Raw genomic sequence first — 19572 nt, 5'->3', positions numbered from 1 at the left:
GTTCGGACGGTCTGTGTTCGGCGCCCCTTCATCGCGACGCCCCCGTCTCAGATCTGCGAGGACCGCCTGGGCTGCTTGATGATGGAGCTCTGCGGCAGGGAGAGCTCGATCTCCTCACGCAGATCCTGGATCTTCGCGTAGCCCGCGAACCGGCCCGTGAGCCGGTACATTTCGCGCAGCCGGTCCCAGGTGCGGTGCGAGGAGGTCTCCCCCATCGTCACCAGGGCGAGTCGCGCGTACCGGTCGGCCTGCTCGGGATCGTCGGCGATGAAGCATGCCGAGGCGAGCGAGATGTAGTCGAAGATCTTGGACCGCTGGCGTCCGTTGGCCCGCAGCTCCAGCGCCTGTTTGGCATGGCGCTGAGCCACGATCGCCACCGATGGATCGTGTTCGGCGAGCGTACGGAACGCCAGGGCCTGCATGCCGTGCATATCCGCCTCGTCGAACATCTGCATCCAGCTCGGCGGCGGCACATCGCTCTTGTCCGAGGTGAAGAGTTCCTCGGCCTTGCCGAGCGTGCGCCGCATCGCCTGCCCGCGGCCCATGGACGCCTGCGCCCACGCCTCGATGGTGTGCAGCATCGCCTGGGTGCGCGGCAGCACCATGTCCCCGGAGCCGGACTTGGCGAGCTTCATCAGGTCCAGGGCGTCGTCGGGACGGCCGAGGTGGACCATCTGACGGGCCGCCCTGGAGAGCGCCTCGCCCGCGCGGGGACGGTCGCCGCCCTCGCGCGCCGCGTGCGCCGCGATGACGAAGTACTTCTGGGCGGTCGGTTCGAGGCCGATGTCGTGGGACATCCATCCCGCGAGTACCGCGAGGTTGGCCGCGACACCCCACAGCCGGCGCTGGAGATGGTCGGGATGGCGGTAGGCGAGCATGCCGCCCACCTCGTTGAGCTGGCCCACCACGGCCTTGCGCTGGAGTCCGCCGCCCCGCGAGGCGTCCCAGGCGCGAAACACCTCGACGGAGCGTTCGAGCGCCTCGATCTCGTCCGATCCGATGGGCGCGGCCTCGTACCGGTCGAAACCGGCCGGGTCCGCGTACAACGGGTCGTCGATCCGTGGCGCGTCGGCCGCCAGTACGGGGTCGGAGTGCAGCCAGTCGTGCATGGGGCCGGTGATGGTCGATCCTGCGGCGAGCGCGGCGCCCGCGCTCACCAAGCCGCGTCGGTTGAGCATGAGGTCCATTCCCGTGAATTCGGTGAGGACCGCTGCCGTCCGCTCGGGCGCCCACGGCAGTCCGTCGGGATTGTCCTGCGTCCCGACCTCTCGCCGCTTCCCCACACGCCCGCGTCGGCCGAACCCGAGGTCCTCGATGGTCACGACACGACCGAGTTGCTCGGTGAACAGGGCAGCCAGCACCTTGGGCACGGGATCGCGGGGGGACTCCCCCATGTCGATCCAACGCCTCACCCGCGAGGTGTCGGTGGCCAGTTGCGGGTGGCCCATGGCCGCCGCCTGTCTGTTCACCATTCTCGCGAGTTCGCCCTTGGACCAGCCGGCAAGGCCGAACAGGTCGGACAGGCGGGTGTTGGGTTCTCCGGTCACGTCAAGCCCCCAGGTTCTCGGCTGTGTTGACAGTAACCCCCTGTCAGATGCCTTGCGACTATTCGCCAGGGTTCGCCAGGGTGCGCCACATGGTCTGCCACCCGTCCGCCGGTGTCGGGTAGGAAAGCGCCACCCCGCCCGGCAGCCCTAGGTACTCCCCAGGGTGCCGAACGGCCGCCGGCCGGGGCGGTGCACGCAACTTGTCGGCGCGCGAAGGGATCTGTCTCGCCCATGTACACAGCATCGTCCTCCGTGACCGCCCCGCCCCGGCCGCTTCGTCCCCTGGGGGCCGGCGGCGGACCGTACCTCGCTCCGCATGCCGCTCCATCGGCGCCCGGCGCGGTCCGGCCGCGGCGGCCGGCGGGTCTGGTGGGCCCCCCGCTCAGCGGCCGGCTGGACCTGTCCGGCGCGCAGGGCGCGCAGCTGAGAATGGCGATCGCCTCGGTGCACCGGATCTGCCCCGAGTTCAACCCGGTCCAGGTGCTGCGCCGCAGTGGCCGTTCGGTGCTGCTCGTCGGCTCCACCGGCCGTGCGACCGCGGTCGCCAAGTGTTTACTGGACCACTCCCCCGCGTGGTCGGAACGGTTCCGTCACGAAATAGCTGCATATCGTGCGTTCGTCCGGCACCGTCCGCCGGTGCGCGTGCCACGGCTCATCGCGGCCGATCCGGAGAACTGCACCCTGGTGATCGAACGGATGCCCGGCCGGGTGGCCGCGTTGACCAGACATCCGTCGGAGGCTCCGCCCCGGGCCGATATTCGGGCGGCGCTGGGCGCGATCAGCCGGGTCAACGCCTGGCGGCCGGCACCGAGGCTCTTCGACGCCCCGCTCGACTACGCCTCGCGGATCGCCCGCTATCACGAGCTGGGGCTGTTCACCGACCGGGATCTGGGCGATCTCCAGAAGCTGCTGCACGGCCTGGCGCACGCGGGCGGCCGTCAGGGCATGGGGCAGTTCTGCCACGGTGACGCGCTGCTCTCCAACATTCTGCTGTCGCCCACGGGCCCGGTGCTGGTGGACTGGGAACACGCGGGCTGGTATCTGCCCGGCTACGACCTGGCGACGCTCTGGACGGTGCTCGGTGACGCACCGGCGGCGCGGCGTCAGATCAGCCAGCTGGCGCAGGCCGCCGGGCCCGCGGCAAGGGATGCGTTCCTGGTGAACCTGATGCTGGTGCTGACCCGCGAGATCCGTACGTACGAGACGGCCGTGCAGCGGGCCATGCGCGACTCGGCGACCTCGGGCGCCGGGCAGGACCGCCCGGGTGCGCTGTCGTCGAGCGAGGAGCAGCGGCTGTTGCTGCGCCGGCTGCACGACGACTGCGCGATGGCCCGCAGGGCCGTGCGTGCCGCGGTCGGCACTCGCTGACCCTGCCAGGGGGGACGCGCGCTGCGGGCCCGGTGCCGACACACCGGGCCCGCAGCGCGCCGATGCGCTGTCAGGGACTCTTGAAGTCGACCGCGTCCACGTCGAAGGAATTGTCCTGCGGGGACGTGAAGACGAGGTACAGCTTGTGGGTTCCCGCCAGTTCCTGGACGGGCACGGGCGAAGTCGCCTGGTAGTTGTCCCAGCCGCCTGTATTGGGCACCGGGGTGGTGGCGAGCAGCGGGCCGTCGGCGGCGTCCGCGCGCAGTTCGATCGCGCCGACCCCGTTGGGTGAGGACAGCCGGTAACTGACCGTGCCGATGCCTTCGACGCTCATCGGGTCGAAGGCGACCCAGTCGCCGTCGGAGACGTCTCCGATCCGCTTGCCGTTCTCGGCTCCTTCCTGGGCAACGATCCGGGTGCCGGACTGCGCGTCGTAGTACTCCGCCTGCTTGTGCTTCGGCTGGAGCACGGCGCGGCCGTAGCCGGTCAGGGCGGAGACGCCGTCGCCGCCCTTGTCGGTGTACTTGGCGTTGAGTACGTAGGTGAGATCCGCGCCTTCGGGGTGGCCGCCCAGGTCACCGGTGTCCACGGTCCCTTCGCAGCCGGGTATGTCGGTGGTGGGGTGCTCGTGGTCGTCGTGGCCCAGGGCCGGATTGACGGTGACCTTGGAGCAGTCGACCGGGCCGTCCTCGGGATCGGTGACCGTGACCTTGTACGGGATCTTGTCGCCGAACTCGATGAGTTTGCCGCTGACCGGGAAGTCGATGGTCACCTTCGGGGCCGTGTTGCCCGCCGTGACGGGGATGTTGGCGTAGCCGGACCTGCCGGTGGAGTCGGTCACCTTCAGCTGGGCGGCGAAGTCGCCCTTGGCCGTGTAGGTGTGGCTGGGGTCCGCCTCGGTGGAGTCGTAGGTGCCGTCGCCGTCGAAGTCCCAGGCGTAGCTGAGCGTGTCGCCGTCCGGGTCCTCGCTGCCCCGGCTGGAGAAGTCGACCTTCAGCGGGACGGGGCCGTCGGTGGCGGAGGCGGCGGCCTTGGCGACCGGTGCGCGCTGCCCCTGCGCGTAGTCGATGCGGTAGAGCCCGGAGTCGTTGTTGCCGCCGCCGAAGGAGCTGCCCCATTCGAGGACGTAGAGCGAACCGTCGGGTCCGAACGTCATGTCCATGGGCTTGTTGAACTTCTGGGTGGAGAGGAAGTCATTGATCTTCAGGACCTTCTGGTCCTTGTCGAAGCGGACTTCCTTGACGAAGTCGCGCGACCACTCGTAGAAGAAGCTCGCACCCTCGAAGTAGGCGGGGAACTTCGTGGTGGACGGGTTCTTCCGGTCGTAGTGGTAGACGGGGCCGCTCATCGGGGCCGAGCCGCCGCTGCCGACCTCGGGGAATTCCTTCGACTCCCCGTAGCCGTACCAGATCTCCGGCTGCTGGATCGGCGGGAGTTCGGTCAGCCCGGTGTTGTTGGGCGAGGGGTTGACCGGGTTGGCGCAGTCGAACTTCGGGCCGATTTCCTTGGTGTCCGGGTTGTAGGGGGCGTATGCCTGGTTGTTGCCGTGGCAGAACGGCCAGCCGAAGTTGCCTGCCTTCTTGATGACGTTGTACTCGACGAGGCCCTCGGGTCCCCGGTCGGTGGTGGGCAGTCCGCGGTCGGGGCCGTAGTCGGAGGCGTGGACGTAGCCGGTCTTCGGGTCGACGGTGAAGCGGAAGGGGTTGCGGAAGCCCATGGCGTAGATCTCGGGGCGGGTCTTCGCCGTGCCGGGGGCGAAGAGGTTGCCCTTGGGAATGGTGTAGCCGCCGGAGTTCTTGGGCTTGATGCGAAGGATCTTGCCGCGCAGGTCGTCGGTGTTGCCCGCGGTGCGGGCGGCGTCCAGCATCTGCTTGCCCTCGCGCCAGTCGAGCGGGGCGTACCCCTGCCAGTTCGGGTCGAGGTTGGGCGGGGTGTCGTCGCCGACGCCGAGGTAGAGCGTGCGGTCCGGGCCGAACTCGACGGCCCCTCCGGTGTGTCCGGGCTCGGGGAAGGTGCGGTCGCGGTAGGCGGGGACGTCGAGGAGCTTCTTCTCGCTCGCGCGGTCGAGGGTGCTGCCCTCGACCGTGAAGCGGGAGAGCCGGTTGACGTCCTCGGTGGCACCCGCGGGGGCGTAGTAGAGGTAGATCCAGTGGTTCTTCATGAAGTCCGGGTCGAGTTCCATGCCGACCAGGCCGTCCTCGCCGCCGGTGTAGACGTCGAGCTTCCCGGCGGTGGTGGTCGCGTGGGTCGCCGGGTCGTAGATGTTGACCTCGCCGCTGCGCTGGACGTAGAAGACCCGTCCGTCCTTGGCCACGTCGAGTTCCATCGGGTCGGCGGTGTTGTCGTCGAGTGCGACCTTCTCGTAGCCGCTCCAGACGGTGCCGCCGCAGTCGCCGGGCTTGTTGCCCGCGGCCCACCTGACGCCGCCCATGACATGGGTACGGAAGGCGGCTTCGCTGTACGAGGCGGTGTCGTGACCCATGGCGGTCGCCCAGACCCTGCCGCCCTCGGTGTTGCGGCACCAGGAGATCGGGTGGTCGGCGCCCATGGCGGAGCCGCCGGGGTTGTACGTGGTTTCGTCGGCGGTGACCAGGACGTGGACGTCGCCGCGGGGGTTCCGGTCGAAGTTGTACCACTCCTCGGGGCGCTCCCAGCGTTCGGGGAGTCCCACGGTGGAGGGGTGGACGCGGTCGGCGACCTTGGCCGTGCCCTGGAGGACGCCGGGTGAGTGGGCGGGCATGTGGACGCCGCCGTTGATGGCCTCGTCCCACCAGGGGAAGGTCTCCTCGATGCCCATGTCGAGGGTGTTGTGGATGGCGACGACGCCGCCACCGCCGCGTACGTAGGCCTGCATCGCCTCGCGCTGGGCGTCGGTGTCCCAGACCATGCCGGAGTTCTGCAGCATGACGACGACGTCGAAGTCCTTGAGCTTCGTGGTGTCGAAGACCGCGGGGTCGGCGGTCTCGACGACCTCGAATCCACCGGCGGCCGCTTCCTCCTTGAACATCTGGATGCCGGCCGGGATGGAGGCGTGCACGTAGCCGACGGCGCGGGTGAAGAGCAGGGCTCTGAAGGCGGGGGCCTTGCCGGTGGTGGCTGCGGTCGCGGGCAGTGCGGTGAGCGCGAGGAGCAGTGCGCCCACCAGCGTGATGAACGTTCGCCGCATGTCACGTACATGACAGCGCAATCGGTGACGGCTCACGAGTGGGTCCTCTCTGTGGGTTGCGGACGAGCAGGGTCAGGGGACAGCCCTCACGGCGCGGCGCAGAAAGGCCAGGCCGTCGGTCGCGATGCTGTCCTGGGTACCGGCGAGCGGCCGCCAGACCGAGGCGGCGACCGCGATGGCGTCGTTGTGCGCGGTGAACGACTCGATGCAGAGCGGGCCCCAGTAGCCGCTCGTGGTGAGCGCGGTGAGGAAGCCGGGCCAGTCGAGACAGTCGGCGCCGGGCGTGCCCCGGTCGTTGGCGCACACCTGGACATGGACGATACGGCCGGCCGCGCGGCGCACGGCGTCGGGCAGCGAGCGTTCCTCGATGTTCTGGTGGTAGACGTCGAGCGCGAGGCCGATGGTGGCCCCGGGGAGCCCGGTCAGCGCTTCGAGGGTCTGGTCGACGGTGTTGAGCAGGCTCGTCTCGTACCGGTTGAGGGGCTCCACGGCGAGGCGCACCCCCGCCGCGCGGGCATGTTCGACGACCGGGGCGAGGTTCTCGCGCAACTCCTCGTACACCGCGGCGCGTTCGGTGCGGTCCATCCGCCAGGTCCGGCCCACCGCCGCGTACATGGGTCCGGCGACGGTGGGGGCGTCGAGGGCGCGGGCGGCGTCGACGCACCGGTACAGGTAGTCCTGGGTGCCCCGGACGGTCTGCGGATCGGTGCGGACCAGGTCGCGGCCGGGCGGCATGACGGCGATCACCGCGGCGGGGGCGAGGCCGGAGGCGTCGAGGAGCTTGGCGACGGATGCGGGTGCCCAGTCCCGTTCGTTCTCCAGTGGGATCTCGACGCAGTCGAAGCCCCACCCGGACAGCCGCGGCAGGACGTCACCGAGCGTTTCGTACGTCACCGGCGAGTGCCAGATCCACGGATTGGCGCCGAGCGGGAAGGCGGCGGTCACTTCTTTCCTCCCCACTTCTCCGGGAAGCCGGGCAGGTTCTCGCAGCCGCACATCGCGTAGTGCAGGGGCGGCATGCCGGGCTTGTAGTACTGGTCGAGGGTGTCCTGGGTGACGGTGGGTTGCGGAAGCTTCCACTCCTTCGGGACCCGCTCCCCCTTGAGGATCTTCAGCGCGGCGATGACCGGGGTGCGCCACTGGAAGGTGGGGTACGAGGGGGCGATGGCAGTGAGTTTCTTCTCCTTCCAGACCTGGAGAAAGTCCTGCTGGTCCTCACCGGTGATGGGCGGTACGTCCTTTCCGGCGTCCTCGAATGCCTCGACGGCGGCGACGGAGGTCGCCCCGGAGTCCATCCAGACGCCGTCGATGTCACCGTTGCGGGTGAGGGCGTCGGTGACGATCGCCTTGGTCTTCGCCGGGTCGCCGTCGGTGAACTTCACGTCCACGACGTCGAGTCCGCTCTTGTCGAACGCGAGCTTCGCCGCCGACCAGCGGGTCTCCAGCACATCGACTCCCGGGGAGATCCGCAGGGCGAGGATCTTCCCCTTGGGCTTCACCTTCCCGACAAGGAAGTCGGCGGCGACCGCCCCGTATCCGTAACCGCCGATCGGGTTGATGAAGGTGACGGCGCAGTCGGTCTCGACACCCCGGTCGAAGACGATCACGGGCACCTTTCCGCAGGCCTGCTCGACGGCGGGGGTGAGGGTGGCCGTGGTGTTCGGGGAGACGATCAGGGCGTCGCAGTCCTGGTCGGCGAGTTCCTGGATGTCGGAGATCTGCTTGTCGTCCTTGCCCTGTGCGTCGAGCACGGTGAAGCCGGTGATCTCCTTGTGGAGTGCGGCCTCGGCCCGCATGTTCTTCAGGCCGACCTGGCGCCAGGGGTTGAAGACTCCGGCGTTGGAGAAGCAGAGACGGATTCCCCCGGATCCCTTCTTCCGGTACTGGGTGGTGTCGACGAGCTTCGGGCCGAGCATCTGCTCCCACGGTTTTCCGGCGGGCCCCTGCGGGGTCACCTCGGCGAGGCCGAGCTGGCGCTCGTACTCGGCCCGGTCGAAGAACTTCGACTGCTCGCCGGTACCCGGGTCGCCCGAGCTGCCGCTCGCTCGGGCGGCGGGCGCGTCGGGCGGTGCGTCGCTCGTGCAGCCGGCCAGCAGGGCCGCGCCCAGCATGGCGGCGACCGGCGCGAGGGCATGTCCGAACTTTCGCGTGCTCATGAGGTGTTCGCTCCCGGGGATTCGGTGCCGCGGCGGCGCAGCCGGGACCAGTCGGCTGCGCCGAGGGCGACGGCGGCGATGACGATGACGCCTTGCACGGTCGATTCCAGGGCTCCGGAGACGCCCTGGAGGTTGAGCAGGGTGAACAGTGCCTGGAGCGAGAACGCCCCGGCCATCGCCGCGACGACGGAGCCCCGGCCACCGCCGAGCACCACGCCGCCCAGCACGACGGCCGTGATCGCCTCGAACTCGTAGCCCCGGCCGGCCTGCGCCGAGACTCCCGAGAAGCCGCCGACGAGTACGGCCGCGAGCGCCGCCGCGACGCCGGAGAGCACGAAGGCGATGGTCCGGGCGCGCGCGACCCGGACTCCGGCCAGCGCCGCGGCTCGTTCGCTGTCGCCGGTGGCGAGGAGCGTACGGCCGAAGTCGGAACGCATCAGGCGTACGGCCAGGAGTCCCGCGACGACGCAGGCGAGCACGGCCCACGGCAGCCAGCCGAACGCGGTGCCTCGCCCCAGCCTGCGGAATTCCCCGGGCAGCGCGCCGTGCGGGGAGCCTCCGGTCCAGAAGAAGACGGCACCTTCGAGGATCAGCATCATGCCGAGCGTGGTGATGAACGAGGGCACGCGCAGCAGGGTGGTGATCAGTCCGCTGACGAGACCGGCGAGGGCCCCGGCGAGCAGCAGCACCGCGGTGACGAGCGGCCAGGGAGCGGCCGGGAACGAACCGTACAGTTCGGCGGCGACGACCACCCCGGCGGTGACGATCGCTCCGACGGAGAGGTCGAACTCGCCGCAGACGATGACCGGGTACTGGCCGGCGGCGAGGATCACCAGGGGTGCGGCGCGCTTGGCGAAGGAGAGGAAGCGGTCGGGTTCGTAGAAGCCCGGGTCGGTGAGGGCGAGCGCGGCGAGGAGCACCGCGAGCAGGAGGTAGACGGGTGTGCCGGTGGTGAGGGCACGCAGGACACGGCGGCCGGCGGGCGCCTGGGCGGCGGCGGTCATGCGGTCCTCTCCTGCGGGGTGCGGCGGCCCCGCGCGTAGAGGGCGACGGCCGCGATGATGACGACGCCGCGGACGACGTTCTTGAAGAACGGGTCCACGGACAGCTGGTTGAAGACGCTGTCGAGCACGGCGAGGACGAGGACTCCGCCGAGGGTGCCCGACACTCCCCCGCGCCCTCCGGCGAGCGCGGTGCCGCCGAGGACGACGGCAGCGATGGACTCCAGGTCGTAGCGGGCCTCCGTGCCCGCCCAGGGAGCCCCGGCGCCGAGCCGGGCGGCGAGGAAGAGGGCCGCCGCGCCGACGCAGAGCGAGCACAGGAGGTGCGCGGCGATGACGGTGCGCCGGGTGCGGACGCCGGAGAGCCGGGCGGCGTGCTCGTCACCGCCGGTCGCGTACATGTGGTGGCCGAGCCGGGTGCGGCGGGTGATCAGCCAGAGGGCGGCGGCGACCGCGAGGAGGAGGAAGAGGGAGACGGGAACCGGTCCGATCCGGTCGTAGCCGAGGTGCTGGAAGGAGGCGGGGACCTTGCCCGCAGGGCCGGTGTAGTTGTCCTCGATCCAGCCGCGCAGGATGAAGGCCGTGCCGAGGGTGGCGATGAACGCGTTGACCTTGAGGCCGGTGACGATCAGCCCGTTGGCCAGGCCGACGGCGGCGCAGAGCGCGAGGACGGCGATGACGGCGACGAGCACGCCGGCGCTCTTCATCGTCTCCGCGGCGACGAGGGTGCCCAGGCTGATGAGGTAGGCGACGGAGAGGTCGAGCGATCCGGTGAGGATGACCGCGGACTGGCCGACGGCCACCAGCCCGAGGGCAACACAGTTCTGGAGGATCGTGACGACGTTGGTCACGGTCAGGAAGTCCCCGCCGCGGGCCGCGACGGCGATCCAGCCGAGCACGGTGACGGCGAGGGCGGCGAGCCAGACCCCGGCCACGGGGCCGCTGAGGCGCGGCCGGGCCGTCCGTGACGGGTTGGCACGGGGCCGGGTGCTCAAGTCGGGCCGTAGCGCGGTCATGCTGCTCCCTCCCGTGCGCGGTCGCCGCCGGTGGCGACGCGCATGACGGCCTCTTCCGGGGCACCGGCGGGCAGTTCACCGGCGAGGCGGCCTTCGGCCATGACGAGGATGCGGTCGCTCATGCCGATCAGTTCGGGCAGTTCGGAGGAGATGATCAGTACGGCGAGGCCCTCGCGTGCCAGTTCCCTCACGAGGATGTGGATGGCCGCCTTGGCGCCGACGTCGACGCCGCGGGTCGGCTCGTCGAAGAGGAGCACCCGGGGGCGGGCGGCGAGCCATTTGGCGATGACGACCTTCTGCTGGTTGCCGCCGGACAGGTACTGGACCTGCTGGTCGTCGCCGTGGGCGTGGAGGCGTACGCGTTCCAGCAGCGCGGTCACCTCACGGCGCGCGGCCGGTCCGCCGCGCGCGGGGACGGCGCGGGTCACGAGCAGCGCGTTGTCGGCCACCGACTGGTGCAGCGCGAGTCCCTCCCCCTTGCGGTCCTCGGTGACCAGGGCGATTCCGGCCCGGACGGCTTCCCGGGGGCGTGCCGGGCGCAGCGGCTCCCCGCCGACGGTCATGGTGCCCGTGGTGAAGGGGTCGACGCCGAAGAGGGCGCGGGCGAGGGAGGTGCGGCCGGAGCCCTGGAGACCGGCGACGCCGACGACCTCGCCGGCCCGCAGGGTCAGATCGATGCCGGAGATCCGGGCGTTGCCGCCGCCGCTCACCGTGAGCCGCGCCTCGCCGGGCTCTCCCGGGCGGGCCCGGGGCGGGTAGTAGGCGCCGAGTTCCCGTCCGACCATGGCGCGCACCACCGTGTCGGCGTCGGTGTCGCGGGTGTCGAGGGTGGTGACGCGGCGGCCGTCCTTGAGGACGGTGATGCGCCGCGAGAGGTCGAAGACCTCGCGGAGCCGGTGCGAGACGTAGAGGATGCCGAGTCCGCGGGCGGTCAGGCGGCGGACCAGGGCGCAGAGCCGCTCGACCTCGTGGTCGGCGAGTGCGGCGGTGGGTTCGTCCATCACCAGGATGCGGACGTCGGATGCGAGGGCCTTGACGATCTCCACGGTCTGCCGGCGTGCGACGGACAGCTCGTGGACGGGGGTCCGGGGGGTGATGCCGGTCTCGTCGAGCTCGGCGAGGAGTTCGGCGGTGCGCCGCTCCATGGTGCGTCGGTCGACGAGTACGTACCGGGTCGGTTCGCGGCCGAGGAAGACGTTCTCGGCGACCGTGCGGTGCTCCAGGAGCGCGAACTCCTGGTGGATGATGCCGATCCCGGCGGCCTGGGCCTGGGCCGGGTGGCTGAAGGAGTGAGCGGTGCCGTCGATGGTGAGGGTCCCCGCATCGGGTAAGTGCTCGCCCGCGAGGATCTTCATCAGTGTCGACTTCCCCGCACCGTTCTCCCCCACCAGGGCATGCACTTCTCCGGCTTCGAGGTCGAGCCCCACCCCTTCGAGCACACGCACCCCGAGAAAACTCTTGGACACACCCTGCATCGTCAGCATCGAACTGCTCCTCGCTCAGTGGTCTGCAGAGCAGAGTCGTGACAGACATTGGGAGTGTCAAGGTCTCAAGCACCTTTGATTTACGGCGACTTGGCCCTCACTTATGCCGATGACCGAACATTGGATGCCTTGTGAGCAGCGAAAGTCGTCCCTAGGGTGACTGCCATGTCTTCGCCGTCGGATCGCAATTCCGCTGCCGCATCGCACTCGCCGGGCGAGGTGCTCGCACTGATCGGTTCCGGGGCGGTGGCGACCCGTGCCGATATTGCCCGGGTCACCGGAATGGCCCGTTCGACGGTCTCCCAGCGGGTGGACGCGTTGATCGCGCACGGTCTTGTGGACGAGGACGCCGACGGCGGTTCCACCGGCGGCCGGCCGCCCCGGCGGCTGGCGCTGCGCACCCGTGAGCACGCGGTGGCCGGGGTGGATCTGGGGGCCTCGCACTGCCGGGTGGCGCTGATGGACATCGGTGGGACCACGCTCGCCACGCACGAGGAGCCGCTGTCGATCGGGGACGGCCCGGATTCCGTGCTGCGGCACGTGGAACGCACCGTGCGCGCCCTGCTGGAGGAGACGCACCGGGAACCGAGGACGCTGCGGTCCATCGGCGTCGGGGTGCCGGGTCCGGTGGAGTTCTCCACCGGCCGTCCCGTCGATCCGCCGATCATGCCGGGCTGGCACCAGTACCCGATCCCGGAGTTCTTCGCCTCCCGGTTCGGGGTGCGGGCGCTCGTCGACAACGATGTGAACGTGATGGCGCTGGGTGAACAGCGACGCGCGTTCCCGGACTGCCGCTATCTGCTGTACATCAAGGTCGGTACGGGCATCGGCTGCGGAATCGTCGCCGACGGCAGGCTGCACCGGGGGGCGCAGGGGTGCGCGGGCGACATCGGCCATATCCGGGTCGGGGATCTCGACGATCCGTGCCGGTGCGGCAATTCGGGCTGCCTGGAGGCGGTCGCGGGCGGTGCGTCACTGGCGGCGAAGCTGGTCGGACTGGGGCTGGAGGCGGCATCGGGCAGCGATGTCGTGCGGCTGGTGCAGTCCGGCAACCGGGACGCCGTACGCATGGTGCGGGAGGCCGGGCGGGCGGTGGGCGAGGTCCTCGCCGGTCTGGTGAACTTCTTCAATCCGGACACGGTGGTGATGGGCGGCGCGCTGGCCGCGGTTCACGACCAGCTGCTCGCGGGGGTGCGGGAGGCGGTGTACCGGCGCTCGCATCCGCTGGCCACCCAGTTGCTGCGGATCGAGCCGAGCCGCACGGGTGAGAACGCGGCGGCGGTGGGGGCGGGGATTCTCGCCATCGAGCACGCCCTGTCTCCCGCGCAGGTGAACCGGCTGGTCGCGGGCTGAGCCCGAGTGCCCCTCCGCGCAGGGATGATGCGCGCGGAGGGGCACCGGTCACTCCGGCACTTCGCCGTGCGGTTACGACGGGTTACCCGGCATTCCGTCGCCGCTGCGACGGCTTCGGCGCGGTCTCAGCGCGTGCGCACGATGTCCACGTCGGACGCCTTCACGAAGGCGATCCGGTGGCCGATCTGCACCGTCACGTACTTCTCCTTGCCACCGAAGTACGCGTGGTCGAGCGGGTATGAGGAGTCGATCGTCGGCGCGTAGAAGAAGCCCGTCGGCGCCTCGCCCCCGCCGGGGTAGGACTGGCCGGCCTTGATCGTGTACTGGAGCGGCGAGCCCACCCGCTTGTCCGCGAAGTCCGCGGGGTACTCGGAGGCCTCCGGGTACGCGACCCCGTACACCGGTACGTCCGTGCGGCCCGCCTTGGGCCTGACGACGTAGCCGGAGGTGGGCGTGGTGTTCCGGCTGCGGGCCGGGGTCTCGAACCAGGCCTTCTGGCCGTACCACCAGATCGCCGTCCAGCCGGGGGCGTGGTCCGCGACGACGGCCTGCTGGGTGGCGCTGATCTTGCTGCCCCAGTCGGCGACGCAGTTCGTGCCGGGCGAGCCGTCGGTGTGCAGGCCGGGGTCGGAGAAGAGGGGCGCGTCGGTGGACGGTGCGGTGTGCAGCGGGACGGCGCTGGAACCCTGGACCGGCAGGTCGACGCCCTTCTCGCAGTCGCGGAACGCCTGCTGGTTCTTCTTGAAGTCCGGGCTGACGGTGATCAGTTCGCTTCGCTTGGGGGCGCTCGGCACGGTGGGCTTGCCGAGCAGCGCCATGAAGCGGTTCCAGTCCCAGTACGTGCCCGGGTCCCAGTGCATGTTCTTGGTGCCGGCCGCGCTGGTGGGCGGCACTCCGTCGTGACCGATGATGTGCTGGCGGTCGAGCGGTATGTCGTACTTGGCCGCGAGGTAGCGCACCAGCTCGGCGGTCGAGCGGTACATCTCGGGGGTGTACCACTTGGCGCCCTCGACGGCGACGCCCTCCTGCTCGATGCCGATGGAGTGGCTGTTGACGTACCAGTTGCCCGCCTGCCAGGCGACGTCCTTGCCCTTGACCATCTGGGTGACATGACCGTCGGCCGAGCGCACCACGTAGTGGGCGGAGGTCTGCTTCAGCGGGTTCTGGAAGATCTTCAGGGTGGTGTCGAAGTCTTCCTCGGTGTCGTGCAGAACGATGAATCTGACCTTGTTGGTGTGCGGTCGGTCCGCGGTGTCGTAATTCCCGTACGTCTCCTTGTCGGCCGGGTCACCCGTCTGCTGGTAGGCCGCCGGTACCCAGTCGCATCCGAGGCTGCGGGGGCATTCCGGCCGCACTCCGGCCGCACCGGCCTGCGCCGTGGGGCTGAGCAGCGCCATGCTCAGTGCGCCGACACCTGTCAACGCGAGCGCGAGTCCGGTCCTCTGCTTGGACGTCATGACAACCCTTCTTGGAGCCGTGCGTGATGGAGCCGTGCGTGATCCGATCCCACTGTTCCGCTGTGCGCGCACACTCTCCGACCTGAGATGACAGCACGTCAAGGGATCCGTGGAGGTCGCGGGTCGAGCCAGTGGACCAGACCACTGACAGGGCGTCTGACCTGCGGCGGAAAGATTCAACCGATCTTCGGCGACGGCTCGTTGCCCGGGTCCCGCGGAGCGGTGGGTCGGCCGCGGACCCGTGTCCGGTCGCCATCCATGAGCACGCCTTTTGTGTGACTAATGCCGGATGTGCGTGCCCCGAACGGCCGAAGGGTAGTGCTCGCGCCGACACGATCATGTCCGTGCGACGTTCGCACGGCGATCCAGGAAAGGCCGGACGCACATGGCTCAGCCGTTCACCCTGCCGGACTTCTACGTTCCGTATCCGGCGCGGCTCAACGCCCACGTCGAGGAGGCCCGAGTACACACCAAGCAGTGGGCGCGCAGCATAGGAATGGTGGAGGGTTCGGGCATCTGGGAGGAGAAGGACATCGACTCCCACGACTACGCGCTGCTGTGCGCGTACACCCACCCCGACTGCTCGGCCGAGGCGCTTTCCCTGGTCACCGACTGGTACGTGTGGGTCTTCTTCTTCGACGACCACTTCCTGGAGCTCTTCAAGCGCAACCCCGACCGTGAGGGTGCCAAGCAGTATCTGGACCGGTTGCCGGCGTTCATGCCGATGGACCGCGGGGCCCCGATGCCGGAGCCGACGAATCCGGTCGAGGCGGGACTCGCCGATCTCTGGACGCGTACGGTGCCGAGCATGTCCGACGCCTGGCGGGCCAGGTTCGCCGTGGCGACAGAGAACCTGCTCAACGAGTCGCTGTGGGAGCTCGCCAACATCAACGAGGGGCGCATCGCGAACCCCGTCGAGTACATCGAGATGCGCCGCAAGGTGGGCGGCGCCCCCTGGTCGGCGGGTCTCGTGGAGTACGCGGCGGACGCCGAGGTCCCCGAGGCGGTGGCCGACGAGCGTGCGCTGCGGGTGCTGCGGGACGCCTTCTCCGACGGCGTGCACCTGCGCAACGACCTCTTCTCGTACCAGCGGGAGGTCGAGGACGAGGGCGAGAACAGCAACGGTGTGCTGGTCCTGGAGCACTTCCTCGGCTGTACCACGCAGGAGGCCGCCGACGCGGTGAACGATCTGCTGACCTCCCGGCTGCAGCAGTTCGAGAACACCGCGCTCACCGAACTCGGGCCGCTCTGCGCGGAGAAGGGGCTCGACCCCACCGATGCCGCGGCCGTTCTCGCGTACGTCAAGGGCTTGCAGGACTGGCAGTCCGGCGGTCATGAGTGGCACATGCGCTCCAGCCGCTACATGAACGACGGCGCGGTCGAAGCGGCCACGACCGGCTTCGGCATGGCCGCGGCGTCGATCCGGTTCACGTCACGCTCGGAGGCGGCCCGGCTGCGCAGCCATACGCATGTGCCGTACCAGCGCGTCGGCCCGTCGCTGCTGCCGGACTTCGAGCTGCCCTTCGGTACGACGCTCAGTCCGCATCTGGACGGGGCGCGGGTACGGATCGTCGACTGGGCGGGCCGGATGGGCATCCTGGAGGCGCAGCCGGGGGTGCCCGGTTCGCACATCTGGGACGAGGAGCGCCTCCTCGCGACCGATCTGCCGCTGTGCGCGGCGGGGCTGCACCCCGACGCGACGCCGGAGGAGCTGGACCTCTCCTCGCAGTGGCTGACCTGGGGGACGTACGGCGACGACTGGTTCCCGGTGGTGCACGGACGGGCCCGCGACCTGGCGGGGGCCAAGCTCGCCAATGAGCGTCTGTCGCTGTTCATGCCCCTGGACGGATCCGGGACGCCCGAACCGGTCAACGCCCTGGAGCGGGGGCTCGCCGATCTCTGGGCGAGGACCTCGGCCCCGATGGGCCCGGACGGGCGCCGCGCGTTCCGGAAGGCGGTCGAGGACATGACCGCGAGCTGGGTGTGGGAGCTGGCGAACCAGGTGCAGAACCGCATCCCCGACCCGGTGGACTACGTCGAGATGCGGCGCATGACCTTCGGCTCCGACCTCACGATGAGCCTGTGCCGGCTGGGGCACGGCAGGAAGGTCCCGCCGGAGATCTACCACAGCGGGCCGCTGCGCTCCCTGGAGAACGCGGCGGCGGACTACGCGTGTCTGCTCAACGACCTGTTCTCGTACCAGAAGGAGATCGAGTTCGAGGGTGAGGTGCACAACGGCGTCCTGGTCGTGCAGAACTTCTTCGGGGTGGACTATCCGACCGGGGTGGCGATCGTGTACGACCTGATGAAGTCGCGGCTGAGGCAGTTCCTGCACGTCGCCGAGCAGGAACTCCCGGTGCTCTACGACGACTTCGGGCTGGACGCGGAGGCGAGGGAGGTCCTCGCCGGGTACGTGCTGGAGCTCAAGCACTGGATCGCGGGCATCCTGATCTGGCACCGGGACTGCCGACGGTACCGCGAGCAGGACCTGCTGCGCGGCACCGGAACCCCGTGGCACATCAACGGTCCCACGGGGCTCGGTGTCTCGGCGGCGCGGGTGACCGCGCTGTTCGCTCAGCCCTCGGCGACCAGTGTGTAGCGACCGCCTGCACGTGCCTTGAAGACCTTCTCGCCGCTCGCGAACAGCGAGCTGCGGACGGTCACTTCACGGCTGCGGCTCGCCGTGATCACCACACGGCGGGCCTGCCCCGCGGCCCATTCGATGTCGACCGCGAAGCCTCCCCGGGCGCGCAGCCCGCGCACCGATCCGTCCGGCCAGCCCGACGGGAGGGCGGGCAGGATGTCGACGGTGTCGTGCTGGCTCTGCAGCAGCATTTCGGCGATGCCCGAGGTGGCGCCGAAGTTGCCGTCGATCTGGAAGGGCGGGTGGGTGTCCCAGAGGTTGGGCAGGGTGGAGCTCTTCAGCTGTTCGGCGAGCATCTTGTGGGCGTGGTCGCCGTCGCGCAGCCGCGCCCAGAAGTTGATCTTCCATGCCTTGGACCAGCCGGTGCCGCCGTCGCCGCGCGCGCCGAGGGAGACCTCGGCCGCCTCGGCCCACTTGCTGCCGGGTTCGATCTGCCGCCCGGGGTGCAGGGCGAAGAGGTGCGAGACATGGCGGTGGTCGTCGGCCGGGTCGTCGCGGTCGCTCTTCCACTCCTGGAGCTGGCCCCAGGAGCCGATCCGCAGCCCGGGGTCGAGCCGGTCGAGGGCGGTCTCCAGGCGGCTGCGGAAGGCAGGTGAGTCGCCGAGGGTGCGGGCGGCCTCCAGGGTGTTGGTGAGGAGGTCGTGCACGATCTGCTGGGACATCGCGGCACCGGCGGTGAAGTCGCCGTGCTCGGGCGAGTAGCTGGGGGTGACGACGAGCAGTCCGTCGCGCGGGTCGGTGCGCAGATTGGCCAGCCAGAATTCGGCCGCCTCCTTCATCGCCGGGTAGGCGGTGGAGCGCAGGTAGTCGGTGGATCCGCCGAACCGGTAGTGCTCGTACATCTGTTGGGTGAGCCAGGCGGCGGCCTCCGGGAACCAGAAGGCAGTGGACCAGTCGTGGACGCCGGTGAAGCCGTACGGGTTGGTCTCGTTGTGCACCACCCAGCCGGCGGTCCCGAACATCTCCTTCGCGGTCTTCCGGCCCGGGGCGCGCATCGCTTCGATGTAGCGGTCGTAGGGTGCGGTGGTCTCGGCGAGGTTGGTGACCTCGGCGAGCCAGTAGTTCATCTGCAGATTGATGTTGCTGTGGTAGTCGGCCGACCACGGCGGGGTGGTGGAGTTGTTCCAGACGCCCTGGAGGTTGGCGGGCAGCGAGCCGGCCCGCGAGGAGGCGATCAGCAGGTAGCGGCCGTACTGGAAGAACAGTGCTTCCAGCGCCCGGTCGGCGGGACTCGCACCGCCCGTGTAGCGGGCGAGCAGCTGGTCGGTGGGCAGGTCGGGCAGTTCCTGGCCGATGTCGAGGGCGACCCGGTCGAAGAGGGCGCGGTGGTCGCGTACGTGGGTGTCGCGGACCTTCTCGTAGGAGGTCCGGGCGGCGGAGTCCACGGCGGCGGTGACCGCCGGGTGCGGGTCGTCGCCCCGGTAGGAGGGGTAGTCGTCGGCATAGTCGGTGCCCGCGGCGAGGACGAACCAGGCGCTGTCGGCGCCGGTGACGGTGAGGGTGCCGTCCGTGCCCGCGGTGATGGTGCCGCCGCTGGTCAGGACGCGGATCTGGGCCTCGAAGCGCAGACCGTTGTCCTCCAGCGCGCCGCGTACGGTGAGCCGGTCGCGGTCGGCGGTGACGGTGCAGTCGCTGCGGGGTGAGGTGTAGCGCAGGGTGAAGGACACCTGCCCCGGACGGTCGGCGCGGAGGCGCCCCGCGATGACCCTGCCCGGGTGGGAGGCGAAGAACTCCCGCGTGTGGCCCACCTCTTGATGGGTGTAGGTCACGGAGGCGAGGGCGCTGCGCAGATCGAGGGTGCGGCGGTAGGAGGCGTCGGGGGCGGCCGGTGCGTTCGGCAGATCCAGCCGCAGGTCGCCGAAGACCTGGTAGGCGCCGTAGCCGCGCCGCGCCTGTCCGAGTTCGGCGGCGACGGCGTCCGGGCCGAGTGCGCCCTGGCTGTCGAGGCGTTGCTGTACGCCGGTGAGGGCGCCGGGCCTGGGGGCGGTCCAGTTCCCGAAGTCGTAGCCCTGGACGGAGCCGGGTCCACCGGTCCACAGCGTCTTCTCGTTGAAGGTGAGCTGTTCGGAGGCAAGCGTCCCGTACACGCTCGCGCCGAGGGCGCCGCCGCCGATGGGGAGCGACTCGCGTTCCCAGTTCGCGGCCGGGGCGTCGTACCGGAGAGTCGGATCCGCCTGTTTCTTCGAGTAGGCGGCACCCTGCGATTCATCGGAGGTGCCGGCAGCGGTAGCCGTGCCGGAGAGGGTGGGAATTCCCAGCGCCAGAGCACCGGTTGCGCCGATCGCTGTCTTGACTGTGGTGCGTCGCGTGATCCCGGATGTCATGCGGCCGACGGTAAAGGTCCGATGACTGGCCCGACAAGGAGCACGACAAAGCGGCC

Annotated in this window: 12 protein-coding genes; 3 read left to right on the top strand and 9 right to left on the bottom strand. The window is 70.0% G+C overall.

Annotation, left to right across the window (positions count from 1 at the left end):
- Positions 1–47 precede the first annotated feature (47 nt).
- Positions 48–1547 carry a hypothetical protein gene (locus OG520_RS37450; protein ID WP_406016089.1) on the bottom strand — a complete coding sequence of 500 codons (1500 nt, stop codon included), beginning with the start codon at positions 1545–1547 and terminating at the stop codon, positions 48–50.
- Between the two features lie 231 nt (positions 1548–1778).
- Here OG520_RS37450 and OG520_RS37445 point away from each other — a divergent pair, with 231 nt between their 5' ends.
- Positions 1779–2915 carry an aminoglycoside phosphotransferase family protein gene (locus OG520_RS37445; RefSeq protein WP_406016088.1) on the top strand — a complete coding sequence of 379 codons (1137 nt, stop codon included), beginning with the start codon at positions 1779–1781 and terminating at the stop codon, positions 2913–2915.
- 70 nt (positions 2916–2985) lie between these two features.
- On the opposite strand, the gene OG520_RS37440 is transcribed toward OG520_RS37445, so the two are convergent.
- The 6 genes from OG520_RS37440 to OG520_RS37415 all read right to left on the bottom strand — a co-directional run bounded on the left by OG520_RS37440 (position 2986) and on the right by OG520_RS37415 (position 11738).
- Complete coding sequence (locus OG520_RS37440; RefSeq protein ID WP_406016087.1) at positions 2986–6081, bottom strand: ThuA domain-containing protein; 3096 nt, start codon at positions 6079–6081, stop codon at positions 2986–2988.
- 72 nt (positions 6082–6153) lie between these two features.
- A complete protein-coding gene (locus OG520_RS37435; RefSeq protein WP_406016086.1) occupies positions 6154–7026 on the bottom strand; it encodes a sugar phosphate isomerase/epimerase family protein in 873 nt (290 codons plus the stop codon).
- Complete coding sequence (locus tag OG520_RS37430) at positions 7023–8237, bottom strand: ABC transporter substrate-binding protein (protein WP_406016085.1); 1215 nt, start codon at positions 8235–8237, stop codon at positions 7023–7025. The genes OG520_RS37435 and OG520_RS37430 overlap by 4 nt, the downstream gene beginning before the upstream one ends.
- Entirely contained in the window at positions 8234–9241 is a 1008-nt protein-coding gene (locus OG520_RS37425; protein WP_406016084.1) for an ABC transporter permease, read from the bottom strand. Before OG520_RS37425 ends, OG520_RS37430 begins: the two co-directional genes overlap by 4 nt.
- Positions 9238–10254, bottom strand: coding sequence for an ABC transporter permease (locus tag OG520_RS37420; RefSeq protein WP_406016083.1), 1017 nt, complete (start codon positions 10252–10254; stop codon positions 9238–9240). The genes OG520_RS37425 and OG520_RS37420 overlap by 4 nt, the downstream gene beginning before the upstream one ends.
- Entirely contained in the window at positions 10251–11738 is a 1488-nt protein-coding gene (locus tag OG520_RS37415) for a sugar ABC transporter ATP-binding protein (RefSeq protein ID WP_406016082.1), read from the bottom strand. Before OG520_RS37415 ends, OG520_RS37420 begins: the two co-directional genes overlap by 4 nt.
- Positions 11739–11903: 165 nt before the next feature.
- On the opposite strand from OG520_RS37415, the gene OG520_RS37410 reads away from it, so the two are divergent.
- Positions 11904–13091, top strand: a complete 1188-nt coding sequence (locus tag OG520_RS37410; RefSeq protein ID WP_399331655.1) for an ROK family protein — start codon at positions 11904–11906, stop codon at positions 13089–13091.
- Between the two features lie 125 nt (positions 13092–13216).
- Here the strand turns inward: OG520_RS37410 and OG520_RS37405 are convergent, their stop codons facing one another.
- Positions 13217–14548, bottom strand: coding sequence for an N-acetylmuramoyl-L-alanine amidase (locus tag OG520_RS37405; protein ID WP_406016081.1), 1332 nt, complete (start codon positions 14546–14548; stop codon positions 13217–13219).
- 385 nt (positions 14549–14933) lie between these two features.
- On the opposite strand from OG520_RS37405, the gene OG520_RS37400 reads away from it, so the two are divergent.
- Positions 14934–17147: a germacradienol/geosmin synthase gene (locus OG520_RS37400; RefSeq protein WP_406016080.1), complete on the top strand. Its 2214-nt coding sequence runs from the start codon at positions 14934–14936 to the stop codon at positions 17145–17147.
- Here OG520_RS37400 and OG520_RS37395 read toward each other — a convergent pair.
- The gene (locus OG520_RS37395) at positions 17123–19516 is read right to left on the bottom strand and encodes a glycosyl hydrolase family 95 catalytic domain-containing protein (protein ID WP_406016079.1); all 2394 of its coding nucleotides are present in this window, start codon (positions 19514–19516) and stop codon (positions 17123–17125) included. The two genes, OG520_RS37400 and OG520_RS37395, sit on opposite strands and share 25 nt — an antisense overlap.
- Between the last annotated feature and the right edge of the window lie 56 nt (positions 19517–19572).

Source organism: Streptomyces sp. NBC_00984 (assembly GCF_045162475.1).
In the GTDB taxonomy this organism is placed as follows: Bacteria; Actinomycetota; Actinomycetes; order Streptomycetales; family Streptomycetaceae; genus Streptomyces.
The sequence above is the reverse complement of the archived record's forward strand: the minus strand, read 5'-3'. Positions and strand labels throughout refer to the sequence as shown.